Raw genomic sequence first — 12390 nt, 5'->3', positions numbered from 1 at the left:
ACCGAAGGAAAAGAAGGAACCGAACCATGGACCCGCAAGCCCCCTGCCCCTGCGGAACCGGCCGCACCTACGGCGAATGCTGCGCACCGGCCCATTCGGGAACGCCCGCGCCGTCTCCGGAGGCCCTTATGCGCTCGCGCTATTCGGCCTTCGTGCTCGGGCTGACCGACTACCTGCGGCAAAGCTGGCATCCATCGACCCGCCCCGCCTCACTCGATCGCGGCGACACGCCCCAATGGACCGGTCTGACCGTGCTGTCCAGCACCAGCGACGGTGATCGCGGCCAGGTCCACTTCCGGGCCATCTACCGCGAGTCCGGCCAGTGGGGATACCTCGAGGAGAAATCGGATTTCGTAGTCGAAGACGGACGCTGGTATTACCTGTCGGGGAATCCGCAACAGGGCGTGCTCAAACCAGGCCGCAACGACCGCTGCCCGTGTGGCAGTGGCAGGAAATTCAAGAGCTGCTGTCTGAGCTAACCGGTCAGGCTGAGCTGCGCAATCCAACGCACCACCGGCGCTGGATACACGCCCAGCAGGATGGTCAGCCCCGCCAGACCCAACACCACCAGGCCTCCGGCGCGAAGGCCCCAGTCGTTGGGCGCGTCCCGGCGGCTCATGCCCGGCTCAACCAGGTACAGCGTGACCATCACCCGCAGGTAGTAGAACAGACCAATGGCGCTGCCGACCACGATACCTCCCACCAGCCACCACCGCTGAGCTTCCACCCCCAGGGCGAGAATATAGAACTTGCCGATAAAGCCCGCGGTGAACGGAATCCCCGCCAGCGACAGCAAGGCCACCGTCAGCACCGCCGCGAGATAGGGCCGGCGCCAGAACAGACCGCGATAATGATGCAGGGCCGACGCATCCTCACCGCTATACGGGCTGGACAGCAGCGTTACGACGCCGAAAGCCGCCAGCGTGGTCACCAGATACGTCACCAGATAGATGCCGCTGGTCTCCACCGCCATGCCGTCGGCGACGACCAGCGCCACCAGCAGGTAGCCGAAATGCGCGATCGAGGAGTAGCCCAGCAGCCGCTTGAGGTTGGCCTGCATCAGTGCCAGCAGGTTACCGGCCAGCATGGTCAGCAGCGCCAGGCCGGCAAGCAGGTCGTGCGCCTCGGTGCCGTGGAAGGCGGGAATCGCGACCACCACCCGCAGCAGCACGATGAACGCCGCTGCCTTGCTGGCCGTGGCGAGAAACGTCACCGCCGGGCTGGGGCCGCCCTGATAGACGTCGGGGGTCCACAGGTGAAACGGAATCACCGACAGTTTGAAACCCAGCCCCACCAGTACGAAACCAACCCCGGCCAGCGCCCAGGGCCCATTGCCCGTCGCCATGGCCGCGACGATGCCGTCGATGGCAAGCTGACCGGTCTGGGCGTAGAGCAGCGCCATGCCGAACAGCAGGAAGGACGTCCCGGCCGCCGACAGCACCAGGTACTTGATCCCCGCTTCCAGCGAGAGACGATCGCGGAACGTGTAGGCCAGCATGCCGTAGATCGGCATGGACAGCAGCTCCAGCCCGAAGAACAGCGTCGCCAGATGATTGGCCGCCGTCAGGATCATGCCGCCCGCCGCCGCGCACAGCAGCAGCAGGTAAAACTCCTCACGCGGCCCGGGATAGCCTTCCAGATAGGCGTGGCAGAAAGTGACGCACGCCAAAGACGAGACCAGCACCAGCAGCATACCCAGCAGAGTGACGCCGTCGAACACCAGCAGAGGGGTCGTGGTCGGTCCCAGGGAGCCGACCAGCAACAGCGACAATAACGCCAGGTTCAACCCCAGCGCCGACACCAGCACCGTCACCGCATGCAGTCGCTGCCAAGCGATCCCGAGCATCACCACGATGGCGGTTGCGCTGACCAGGATAACCGGCGTCAGCGCCATGATATCGGCTCGCCCCAGCATCACCACACCTCCGTCAGCACATCCGCCGCCACCCCGGCCGAGCCGCTGGCAAACAGGGCCCGGACTTCCTCCATCACCGGTGCGGAGGCATCCAGCAAGCCCTGCGGATAAAGCCCGAAGAAAACCACTAACGCCACCAGCACCAGCATCATGCTGTACTCCCGGCGATCAAGTCCGGCCAAGGGATCGCTCGCCTTTGCCGGCCCGAAATGCACCCGCTGCATGATCAGCAGGGAATAGATCACCGCCAACACCATGCCCACGCTGGCCAGCACCGTGATCACCGGCGCTACCGGGAAGGTGCCAAACAGCACCATGAATTCGCCGACGAAGTTGGCGGTGCCCGGCATGCCCAACGACGCCGCCACGAAACACAGGGTGAACGCCGGCAGACTGCCGATGCGCCCCCACAGGCCGCCCATCTGGCCCAAGTCACGGGTATGCACCCGCTCGTAGAGCTGCCCGCTCAGGATGAACAACCCAGCGGCGGAGAACGCATGAGCGACCATCAGCACCACCACACCCTGCAGCGCGATGGCGTTGCCGGTGTAGATACCGATCAGTACGAACCCCATGTGGGAGATACTGGTGTAGGCGATCAGCCGTTTGACGTCCTGCTGACCACAGGCCAGCACCGCGCCGTAGAAGATGCCCACCACTCCCAGGGCCATCGCCACCGGGGCGAAGGCCTGGGACGCCTCCGGGAACAGCGGGATGCAGAACCGCAGCATGCCGTAGGCGGCGGTCTTCAACAGAATGCCCGCCAGATCCACGCTGCCCGCCGTCGGCGCCTGGGCGTGGGCATCGGGCAGCCAGCCGTGCAGCGGCACGATCGGCAGCTTCACGGCAAAGGCGATGAAGAACCCCAGCATCAGGATCATCGCCACGGATTCGGACATGGGCGTCCCCAGCAACTCCAGGTAGCTGAAAGTAAACGTGCCGGTCTGGCGGAAATGGATGAACACCAGCGCAAGGATCGCCACCAGCATCAGCAACCCGCTGGCCTGGGTGTAGATGAAGAACTTGATGGCCGTGCGGATGCGCGTCTTGCCGGCCGAGCCGCTGTGCCCCCAGAGCGCGATCAGGAAATACATGGGCACCAGCATCATTTCCCAGAAGCAGAAAAACAGGAACAGGTCGATGGCCAGGAACACGCCCACCACCCCGGCCAGGATGAACAGCAGGTTGAGGTGGAAGAAGCCCACCCGGTGGGCGATTTCCTTCCACGAACAGATCACCGCCAGCGCCCCCAGCAGCCCGGTCAGCGCGATCAGGATCAGGGACAGGCCATCCAGCCCCAGATGAATATCGATGCCGAACCGCGGGATCCAGGGCACATGCCATTCGATCGCCCAGCGCACCGCCTCCGGTGTGCCGGTCTTGGGCAGGTGATAGTCACCGTGCCACCACAACACCAGGGTGGTGACCAGCACCAGCAGCATGGTGGCCAGGGCAATCCAGCGCGGTGCCTTGTCACCCCAGCGGTCCGCCTGCCAGCACAGCAAGCCGCCCAGGATCGGGATCAGGATCAGCCAGGCCAGAATCATCGTGTAATCGACTCCCCTATCGATGCCATCGGTGAACGCCTCAATAGCCCATCGCCAGGATCAGCAGTACCAGAGTCGCCCCCAGTGCCATGGAGGACGCATAGGTCCGCAGCCGGCCGGTCTGGGTCCGTGTCAGCCCGCCGTTGAACGCCCGCGCCAGCCAGGCCGGCAGCATCAGCAGCGCATCCACCAGATCGTTGCGCAGCCAGCGCACCAGCGCCTTGTAGGGGCGAACCAGCAAACGATCGAACAGCCCATCAAACCGCCAGGCGTGATGCCAGAAATCCCACAGCCAGGCGCCGACGCCCTGCCGGACCTGCGCGGCCAGCCAGTCCCGACGGAACAGGAACAGCCACACCCCCAGCGCCAGCCCGGCCAGGGCCGTCGCCGATGCCAGCAGCTCCAGAACCGTATGCCCGGATTCGCCGTAGGCGCCGGGCCCCAGGGGCAGGACCGAGGCCAGGGGCGGCGTGATCAGCGCCCCGATAAACGTCGACAACACCATCAGCACCACCAGCGGCAGACCGTGCAACACGCCTCGGCCGCGTTCAGCCTCCAGCGCGTGATCACTGCCCGGCTTGCCGTGGAAAGTGCCGACGATCAGCCGCAGCGTGTAGAGCGACGTCAGCAGCGCGCCCACGAGGCCGGCCATCAGGAGCCCGTTATTGCCGCCGGCGAAGGCCTCCCAGAGGATCTCGTCCTTGCTGTAGAAGCCGGCCGTCACCAACGGCAGAGCCGCCAGCGCCGCGCCGCCAACCAGGAAGCCGACGTAGGGAATGGGCAGGCGCCGCCACAGGCCACCGAGACGCGGCATCTCCTGCTCGTGGTGGCAGTTGATGATGACAGCGCCCGCAGACAGAAACAGCAGCGCCTTGAAGAATGCGTGGATCATCAGGTGAAAAATGGCCGCCCCGTAGGCGCCAACGCCCAAGGCCAGGAACATGTAACCGATCTGGCTCATGGTGGAGTACGCCAGCACCCGTTTGATGTCCGTCTGCGCCAGGGCGGCAAAGCCGGCCACCAGCAGTGTCAGCGCACCGATGACGCCCACCAGGTACAGGGCCTGGGGCGCCAGCTCGAACAGGCCATGCATGCGGGCAATCAGGTACACCCCGGCGGTGACCATGGTGGCGGCGTGGATCAAAGCCGACACCGGCGTGGGCCCGGCCATGGCGTCCGCCAGCCAGGTGTGCAGCGGCAACTGGGCGGACTTGCCCAGCGCCCCGCCCAAGAGAAGCAGGGCCGCCAGCTCGGCCACCGGGTCGCCAACCGACCAGACTTGCGGCGCTTTTTCGAGAATGGCCGGTATATCCAGCGTGCCCAGCTCGGCAAAGATCAGGAACAGGCCAATGGCCAGGAACACATCACCGATGCGGGTCACCACGAACGCCTTGAACGCGGCGGCACCGTTGGCGGCATTCTCGTAGTAGTAGCCGATGAGCAGGTAGCTACACAGGCCCACGCCCTCCCAACCCAGGAACAGCAGGAGCAGGTTGTCCCCCAGCACCAGCAGCACCATGCTGAACACGAACAGATTCATGTACGCGAAGAACCGCGTGATGCCGGGCTCACCACGCATGTACCAGGCGGCGAACAGGTGGATCAGGAAGCCCACGCCGGTGATCACACCGAGCATGGTCACCGACAGCCCGTCCAGCCACAGACCGATGGTCGGCTGAAAATCCCCCACCTCGATCCAGGTCCAGAGTGTCAGCCGCTGCGGCGATTCATCCCCGGCCAGGAAGCCCAGCGTTACCACCGCCGTGGCCAGGGCCGCCAGCCCGACGCTGGTGTAGCCGATCAACCCGCTGGCGCGCTCGCCGAGCCGGCGATGGGCAAAGGCCAGGACCAGGCAGCCCGCCAGGGGCAACAGGAAGGTCAGTGGCAGCAGTCCCTGCATCATCCACGCATCCTGCTGGCCGCATCCGTGTCGAGCGAGCGGAAGCGCTGGTAGAGCTGGATCAGCAGCGCCAGCCCCACGCTGGCTTCCGCCGCCGCCAGGGTAATCACCAGCAGGAACATCGCCTGGCCCTCGGGCTGCCCCCAGGCCGTGCCCGCGACGATGAACGCCAGGCCAGTGGCATTGAGCATCACTTCCAGACTCATGAGCACAAAGACCATGTTGCGCCGGAACATGAGGCCCGCCAGCCCCAGGGCGAACAGGATCGCCGCCAACACCAGGCCGTGCTCCATGGGAATACCGCTCATGATGGGCCTCCCCGCTCATCCCGCTGCAACGGTACCGTACGCCCCACATGGGAGGCGGTCACCAGGGCGGCCAGCAGCAGCATGGCGGCCAGCTCCACCACCAGCAGCCAGGGGCCGAACAGCGTCGTACCCACCGCCTTGGCGGTGAGGGTCTCGCCGTCAATGCGCTGCCCGGTATCCCCCTGCCACAAGGTAAAGACCAGGATCGCCAGCAGGGCCAGGGACAGCAGCGCCGGCAGCACCCAGGTGCGCGTCTGCAGCCAGAGTCGCTCCTGCTCCGTCGCGCCCTGCCCCAGGTTGAGGATCATCACCACGAACACGAACAGCACCATGATGGCCCCCGCGTATACGATGATCTCCAGGGCACCGGCAAACGGCGCCCCCAGGGCGAAGAACACCATGGCCACCGCGATCAGGGACACGATCAGGTTCAGCAACGCGTGCACGGCGTTGGTCCCGGTGATTACTCCCAGGGTCGCCAGTATCGCCACCAGGCCACTGAGATAGAAAGCAAGCTCCATGACGGACTCCTCTTCCGATTCGATGCGCGCCTTGGCACCCGACGCCTGCAATCAGGGCAGCAGGCTCTTGACGTCCACCGGTTCGTCCTCGTTCAGGGCCTTGCCCTTGTCCTTGCCGGCGATGGACAACCCGGCCACCCGGTAGAAATGGGTGTCGTGATCCTTGCCGGTACCGTTGATCAACAGGTCTTCCTTCTCGTAAACCAGCTCCTGACGGTCGTACTCCGCCATCTCGAAGTCCGGCGTCAGCTGGATCGCCGACGTCGGGCAGGCCTCCTCGCACATACCGCAGAAAATGCAGCGGGAGAAATTGATGCGGAAGAACTCGGGATACCAGCGACCGTCGTCCTTCTCCCCTTTCTGCAGCGAAATGCAGTCCACCGGACAGGCCACCGCGCACAGGTTGCAGGCCACGCAGCGTTCCTCCCCGTCCGGATCACGGGTCAGCACAATGCGCCCCCGGTAGCGCGGCGGCAGCGGCACCGGTTCGTCCGGGTAGTTGAGGGTCTCCCGTTTGCGGAACCCGTGCATGAACACCATGCCCAGCGTCCGCAGTTGGCTCCAGGTCCCCTTTATCAGCCATGTCAGCATGCGCAGCCTCCTAGGCCGGCGATCCCGCCAGGATCACCGCGCCGGTCACCAGCAGATTGATCAGGGTCAGCGGCAGGCAGACTTTCCAGCCGAAACTCATGACGCGGTCATAGCGCGGCCGGGGCAGAGACGCCCGCAGCAGAACGAACAGCATCAGGAAGAACGCCGTCTTCAGGGCGAACCAAACAAACGGCGGCAGCCAGGGCCCGTGCCAGCCGCCGAAGAAGAGCGTCACCAGCAGTGCCGAGATCAGCACCATGCCCACGTACTCGCCGATGAAAAACATGCCGAATTTCATGCTGGAGAACTCGATGTGGTAGCCGTCCGCCAGTTCCTGCTCCGCCTCGGGCTGATCGAAAGGATGACGGTGCGTGACCGCGATCCCGGCGATCAGGAAGGTGCAGAAACCGAAGAACTGGGGCACGATGAACCACATGCCTTCCTGGGCCTGGACGATCTCGCGCATGTTGAACGAGCCGGCCAGGCCGACCACCCCCATCAGCGCCAGCCCCATGAACACCTCGTAGGACAGGGTCTGGGCGGACGCGCGCATGGCCCCCAGCAGCGCGTACTTGTTGCCACTGGCCCAGCCGCCAAACAGCACCGCGTAGACGTTAATGCCCGCCATGGCGAAAAAGAACAGCAGGCCGATATTGAGGTCCGCCACGCCCCAGCCGGGTGTGATGGGAATCACCAGAAACGACAGCAGCAGGGACGCCATGGCAATGGCCGGCGCCAGCAGGAACAGGGAGCGATCGGCGAACGGCGGAATCCAGTCCTCCTTGAAGAAGATCTTGATCATGTCCGCCACCAGTTGGAGAGAGCCAAACGGGCCCACCCGGTTGGGGCCGTAACGATCCTGCCAGAGCCCCAGCAGACGGCGTTCCACCACCGTCATCACCGCGCCCAGCAACACCACAGCGAGCAGGATCGCGATGGCCTGGAACACCGCGATCGCACTGGCTACCAGGGTGGGGCTGAGCCAACTCATACCATCGCCTCCCCGCCGGAACGAGGCACCGGTTCCAGTGTCACCGTGCAACCTGACACCAGCGCGCTGTCGACTCCCGCAGGCACCAGCACCCAGCCGGCAGGACAATCCGGGTCCAACCGCGCGGAAAGCACCCATTGGCCCTGTTCGTTGGCCAGGCGCACGTGTTCGCCGTCATGCACCCCCAGGGCATCGGCGTCGCCGGCCGGCAGGGTCACCCGGGCCGGGGCGGTGCGCTGCTGGATCGGGCCGGCGCGGGACGAGGTTTCCTCGCCACCGAACAGCCGCGGCAGCGGCAGCACGCGCCATTGCCCCGTAACGGCCGCCGTATCGTCGTCGGGCAACAGCTCGGCGTAATCGTAGCGCCCCGGCTTAAGCGGGATCAGGGGGATGCCGGGATCCCCGGCGCGCAGGTGGCCGCCCACTTCATCGGTGAACTTGTTCCAGGCCTGGGGCGAGTTCCAGCCCGGTGCCCAGGCAAAGGCGACTTCCTGCCGCGGCCGGTCGAATCCGTTATAGCCTTCCATGGAAAAAGCGAACGGCGAATCCGGATCCTGCGGCGCGCGCGGTTCAGACACGCTCAGGTGCGCGCGCATGGCGGTGCGGCCGGAATAGCGATGAGGTTCCCGGGCCAGCTTCACCCCCCGAATGCGGAAGTCAGCACCCGGCGCGGCCTCGCGGATTCCCGCCAGGGCCGGATGGCGGCGGACGCAATCGTCGATCACCTGATCCAGGGTGACATCGCCCGGCGGCTCCCGCCGCAGCCCCTGCCCCAGCGCGTGCAGCCAGCGCCAGCTTTCACGGATCCGGGTTTGCGGCCGGATATAGGCCGGATCGTACACCTGGAAGAAGCGCTGGGCCCGGCCTTCCAGGTTGACCACGGTCCCGTCCGCCTCAACGAAACTGGCCGCCGGAAGCGCCAGGCTCGCCCGTTCCAGGGTTGGTGTGCGCTGGTGGTCCAGAACCACCAGCGCACGGGCATGGGATAACGCGGCATTCACCCGTTGCTGTGGCAGACGCTGGTAAAGGTCGTTTTCCAGCACCACAAGCGCATCGGCGCGATCCTCGGCCAACTCCGCCAGCGCCCAGTCCAGCGACTGGCCACCGAGCAGCGCCAGGCCGGTGCTGTTCACCTCTCGTCGCACCAGCAGCAACCCGCCCCGGCGGGCACGCCGGGACAGGGCCCGGGCGATGTTGCCAGCGGCATCGATGATGGCGGTCGAGCCCAGCGATCCCCCGCTGATCACAAGCGGGCGCTCGGCCGCCAGCAAGGCATCGGCGACCCGCTGCGCCTGACTCCCGGTCACGCTGTCCAGGTCGGGCACCGCCGGCGACGCCGGGTCGATGCGGTGCGCAATTGCCTGCCCCAGTTGAGCAATGCTGTCCGGCAACCGCCGGAAACTGGCCGTAGCCAGACTGTCCAGGACGCCTTCCACGGGATAAGCCAGGAACAGCGGATGGCGGGCGTCCTGCGCTAAGGTCATCACCGCTTCGGCGTTCCAGGCGGGAATCCCACGGTCCTGCGCCAGCGCCTCGCGTCGTCCCAGCACCGACTGGCGAACCGAAAGCCCCAGCCGCGCCGCGCTCTCGATCAAGTCCTCGCCCAGGACCAGCACCGCATCGCATTGCTCCACGTCTCGCAGGCTCGGTGTTTCCAGACCGCACGTCCGTTGCACCTGCTGCATCCGGTTCAGGCACGCCAGTTCATCCGCGGCGATACCGGTGGAGAAACTTTCAGCCCCGACCAGTTCCCGCAGCATGTGGTTGCTCTCCAGGCTGGCCCGGGGCGACCCCACGCCGATCACCCGATAGGCATCGCGCAGGGCGTCCGCCGCCCGGTCCAGCGCCGCGTCTACCTCCAACGCGACCGGCGCTTCGCCCGGCTGCGCCCGCCACTGTGGCTGGGCGGGGCGGTCGTCGCGATTGACGTAGCCATAACCAAAACGCCCACGGTCACACAGGAAGAAACGGTTCAGGTCGCCGTGATAGCGATTCTCGATGCGGCGAATGTCACCATAGCGCTCCCCCGGGCTGGTGTTGCAGCCCACCGCGCACTGGTGGCAAATGCTGGGGGCGAACTGCAGGTCCCATTTACGCGTGTACTGCTCGCTGTGGGTCTGATCGGTGAACACGCCGGTGGGACAGACTTCGGTCAGGTTGCCGGAGAACGGGCTCTCCAGCGTGCCCTCGGCGTAGCGCCCGAAGTAGACGTTGTTGTTGGCGCCAAAAGCCCCCAGGTCCGTGCCGCCGGCGTAGTCGCGGTAGAAGCGCACGCACCGGTAGCAGGCGATGCAGCGATTCATCTCGTGGGCAATGAAAGGCCCGAGGTACTGATTGCGATGGGTGCGTTTGCGGAACCGGTAGCGCCGGCGGTCGTGGCCGGTCATGACCGTCATGTCCTGCAGGTGGCAATGACCGCCCTCCTCGCACACCGGGCAATCGTGGGGATGGTTGGTCATCAGCCACTCGATGACGCTGGCGCGGAACTCCCGCGCCTCCTCGTCGTCGATGGCAATGCGGGTCTGGTCGGATGCTGGCGTCATACAGGCCATGACCAGCATGCCGCGATCGTCGTCCTGATCCTTGAATTGCTTGACGGCACATTGACGACACGCGCCGACGCTGCCCATGGACGGGTGCCAGCAGAAGTACGGGATATCCAGCCCCAGCGACAGGCAGGCATGGAGCAGGTTGTCGGCCCCATCGACCTGAAACGCCTGACCGTCCACATGAATCGTCGCCATGGCCTAGGCCTCCCCCACCGGAATGGGATCAGCATGGGCCGGGCCGGGCTCGTAACGAACGCCCTGCTCGAACTCATGGCGGAAATACTGGAGCGCACTCGCCAGGGGCATCGCCGCGCCCGGCGCGTGGGCGCAGAAGGTCTTGCCCGGGCCCAGGTCATCGGCCAGTTTGTCGAGCATCTCCAGGTCGCCGCGCTCACCTTCGCCACGCTCAAGGGCCTGCAACAGCCTGACCGTCCAGGGCAGGCCGTCACGGCACGGCGTGCACCAGCCGCAGGATTCGCGGGCAAAGAACTGCTCCAGGTTACGCATCAGCGATACGATGCTCTGCTGGTCAGTCACCACCGTCAGCAGCCCGGTTCCCATGCGGCTGCCCGCCTGACCGATGGTGTCGAAATCCAGCCCCAGCTCCAGGTGCTCCGGTAGCAGGAAGCCGGTACTGCCACCGCCCGGCAGCCAGGCCTTGAGGTGCTGGCCATCCACGACGCCGCCAGCGCGCTCCATGACCTCGGTACCCGGTGTGCCTATGGGCAATTCCCACAGCCCGGGCCGGTTGACCCGGCCGGACACGCCGTAAAGCTTGGTGCCGCCGTCGTCACTGAGATGGCCGGACAGCCCCTGGTACCAGTCCGCCCCATGGCGCATCACGGCCGGTACGTTGCACAGGGTTTCCACGTTGTTGACCACGGTTGGCTTGCCCCAGGCGCCGGACTGGCCCGGAAACGGCGGCTTGGCGCGGGGATTGGCCCGGTGCCCTTCCAGCGAGTTGATCAACGCCGTCTCTTCGCCGCAGATGTAGCGCCCGGCACCGGTGTGCAGGGCAATGTCGAAATCGAAACCGCTGCCGGCAACATCCGCCCCCAGCCAGCCGGCGTCCCGGGCTTCGGCCAGGGCACGGTTGATCGACTTGGCCGCCTCGTTGTACTCCCCGCGCAGGAAGATGTAGCCGTAACGCGCATGATTGGCGTAGGCCGCGAGGATCATGCCCTCAATGAGCAGGTGCGGAATCTGCTCCATCAAAAGGCGATCCTTGAAGGTACCGGGCTCCATTTCGTCGGCATTGCAGACGATGTAGCCGCGCGGCACGCCATCGCCCCGGAGGGTCAGGCTCCATTTGACGCCGGCGGAGAAACCCGCACCGCCGCGACCGCGCACGTTGGCCGCTTTCATGGTGTCGATCACGTCGTCCGGCGACTGCTGTCGGAGGACGGTCTCGACCGCCGCGTAGCCGTCCCGCGCGCGATAATCCGCCAGGTCCAGCGGTGTGCCGTCATCGTGCAGGCGCCAGGTCAGCGGGTGGGTGTCCTCGCGCCGCTCGCCGGCGCTCTGATGCAGCTGGCAGCGGTAGCGCAGACGTTGCAGGGCGTCGGTCATGGGTAGCCCTCCAGCAGTTGGTCGAGATCGCCCGGCCCCACGGGGCCGAAGGTGTCGTCGTCGATCATCAGCGCCGGACCACGGTCGCAGGCACCCAGGCAGCACACCGGCAGCAGGGTGAAGCGGCCATCGCCGGTGGTTTGACCGAAACCGATGCCCAGCCGCTCAATGAAGGCATCGCGCAGGCCCTCGTAATCCGTCAGGAAGCAGGAGCTGCTGTCGCAAAGCAGGATTACGTGGCGCCCCACCGGCTGGCGAAAGATCAGGCTGTAGAAGGTGGCCACGCCTTCCACCGCCGCCGGGGCGATGCCCAGCAGATCCGCGATGGCCGGTATGGCGTTATCCGGCACCCAGCCATGCCGGCGCTGGATGATCTTCAACGCTTCGATGCAGGCGGCCTGGGGCTGTTCGTAGTGCGCCCGCTCACGCAGGATCGCGTCCCGGTCCGTCGGCTCAATCGCGAAACCGTCGCGGGCGATTGTCGTTGTCGGTTCCATCG

The 12390-nt window shown here is 65.9% G+C and carries 11 protein-coding genes; 1 reads left to right on the top strand and 10 read right to left on the bottom strand.

The window, feature by feature from the left end:
* Window positions 1–26 precede the first annotated feature (26 nt).
* Window positions 27–479, top strand: a complete 453-nt coding sequence (locus DKK67_RS08190; protein WP_111495883.1) for a YchJ family protein — start codon at window positions 27–29, stop codon at window positions 477–479.
* Here the strand turns inward: DKK67_RS08190 and nuoN are convergent.
* From nuoN to nuoE, 10 genes are read right to left on the bottom strand one after another with little or no spacing between them, the layout of a single operon-like run.
* Window positions 476–1915 (bottom strand): NADH-quinone oxidoreductase subunit NuoN, encoded by a 1440-nt coding sequence (gene nuoN, locus DKK67_RS08185; protein ID WP_111495882.1) that lies wholly within the window; start codon window positions 1913–1915, stop codon window positions 476–478. The genes DKK67_RS08190 and nuoN overlap by 4 nt on opposite strands.
* A complete protein-coding gene (gene nuoM, locus DKK67_RS08180) occupies window positions 1915–3462 on the bottom strand; it encodes an NADH-quinone oxidoreductase subunit M (RefSeq protein WP_111495881.1) in 1548 nt (515 codons plus the stop codon). The genes nuoN and nuoM overlap by 1 nt, the downstream gene beginning before the upstream one ends.
* A 40-nt stretch (window positions 3463–3502) precedes the next feature.
* The gene (gene nuoL, locus DKK67_RS08175) at window positions 3503–5365 is read right to left on the bottom strand and encodes an NADH-quinone oxidoreductase subunit L (protein WP_111495880.1); all 1863 of its coding nucleotides are present in this window, start codon (window positions 5363–5365) and stop codon (window positions 3503–3505) included.
* Window positions 5362–5670 carry an NADH-quinone oxidoreductase subunit NuoK gene (gene nuoK / locus DKK67_RS08170; RefSeq protein WP_111495879.1) on the bottom strand — a complete coding sequence of 103 codons (309 nt, stop codon included), beginning with the start codon at window positions 5668–5670 and terminating at the stop codon, window positions 5362–5364. The genes nuoL and nuoK overlap by 4 nt, the downstream gene beginning before the upstream one ends.
* Complete coding sequence (gene nuoJ, locus DKK67_RS08165) at window positions 5667–6191, bottom strand: NADH-quinone oxidoreductase subunit J (protein ID WP_111496818.1); 525 nt, start codon at window positions 6189–6191, stop codon at window positions 5667–5669. The genes nuoK and nuoJ overlap by 4 nt, the downstream gene beginning before the upstream one ends.
* Window positions 6192–6242: 51 nt before the next feature.
* Window positions 6243–6782, bottom strand: coding sequence for an NADH-quinone oxidoreductase subunit NuoI (gene nuoI / locus DKK67_RS08160; RefSeq protein ID WP_111495878.1), 540 nt, complete (start codon window positions 6780–6782; stop codon window positions 6243–6245).
* A 10-nt stretch (window positions 6783–6792) separates the two neighbouring features.
* Window positions 6793–7773: an NADH-quinone oxidoreductase subunit NuoH gene (gene nuoH, locus DKK67_RS08155; RefSeq protein ID WP_111495877.1), complete on the bottom strand. Its 981-nt coding sequence runs from the start codon at window positions 7771–7773 to the stop codon at window positions 6793–6795.
* Window positions 7770–10517 (bottom strand): NADH-quinone oxidoreductase subunit NuoG, encoded by a 2748-nt coding sequence (nuoG, locus tag DKK67_RS08150; protein ID WP_111495876.1) that lies wholly within the window; start codon window positions 10515–10517, stop codon window positions 7770–7772. The genes nuoH and nuoG overlap by 4 nt, the downstream gene beginning before the upstream one ends.
* A gap of 3 nt (window positions 10518–10520) precedes the next feature.
* Complete coding sequence (gene nuoF / locus DKK67_RS08145; RefSeq protein ID WP_111495875.1) at window positions 10521–11891, bottom strand: NADH-quinone oxidoreductase subunit NuoF; 1371 nt, start codon at window positions 11889–11891, stop codon at window positions 10521–10523.
* Window positions 11888–12388, bottom strand: a complete 501-nt coding sequence (nuoE, locus tag DKK67_RS08140; protein WP_111495874.1) for an NADH-quinone oxidoreductase subunit NuoE — start codon at window positions 12386–12388, stop codon at window positions 11888–11890. The genes nuoF and nuoE overlap by 4 nt, the downstream gene beginning before the upstream one ends.
* Window positions 12389–12390: the final 2 nt, after the last annotated feature.

Source organism: Marinobacter bohaiensis, from assembly GCF_003258515.1.
In the GTDB taxonomy this organism is placed as follows: Bacteria; Pseudomonadota; Gammaproteobacteria; order Pseudomonadales; family Oleiphilaceae; genus Marinobacter_A; species Marinobacter_A bohaiensis.
The sequence above is the reverse complement of the archived record's forward strand: the minus strand, read 5'-3'. Positions and strand labels throughout refer to the sequence as shown.

Excerpts from the sequence above, each read along its gene's own strand:
- nuoL (WP_111495880.1), bottom strand. The coding sequence starts at position 5,365 with ATGATGCAGGGACTGCTGCCACTGACCTTCCTGTTGCCCCTGGCGGGC.
- nuoG (WP_111495876.1), bottom strand. The coding sequence starts at position 10,517 with ATGGCGACGATTCATGTGGACGGTCAGGCGTTTCAGGTCGATGGGGCC.
- nuoM (WP_111495881.1), bottom strand. The coding sequence starts at position 3,462 with ATGATTCTGGCCTGGCTGATCCTGATCCCGATCCTGGGCGGCTTGCTG.
- nuoF (WP_111495875.1), bottom strand. The coding sequence starts at position 11,891 with ATGACCGACGCCCTGCAACGTCTGCGCTACCGCTGCCAGCTGCATCAG.
- nuoN (WP_111495882.1), bottom strand. The coding sequence starts at position 1,915 with ATGCTGGGGCGAGCCGATATCATGGCGCTGACGCCGGTTATCCTGGTC.
- nuoI (WP_111495878.1), bottom strand. The coding sequence starts at position 6,782 with ATGCTGACATGGCTGATAAAGGGGACCTGGAGCCAACTGCGGACGCTG.
- nuoE (WP_111495874.1), bottom strand. The coding sequence starts at position 12,388 with ATGGAACCGACAACGACAATCGCCCGCGACGGTTTCGCGATTGAGCCG.
- nuoJ (WP_111496818.1), bottom strand. The coding sequence starts at position 6,191 with ATGGAGCTTGCTTTCTATCTCAGTGGCCTGGTGGCGATACTGGCGACC.
- nuoH (WP_111495877.1), bottom strand. The coding sequence starts at position 7,773 with ATGAGTTGGCTCAGCCCCACCCTGGTAGCCAGTGCGATCGCGGTGTTC.
- DKK67_RS08190 (WP_111495883.1), top strand. The coding sequence starts at position 27 with ATGGACCCGCAAGCCCCCTGCCCCTGCGGAACCGGCCGCACCTACGGC.
- nuoK (WP_111495879.1), bottom strand. The coding sequence starts at position 5,670 with ATGAGCGGTATTCCCATGGAGCACGGCCTGGTGTTGGCGGCGATCCTG.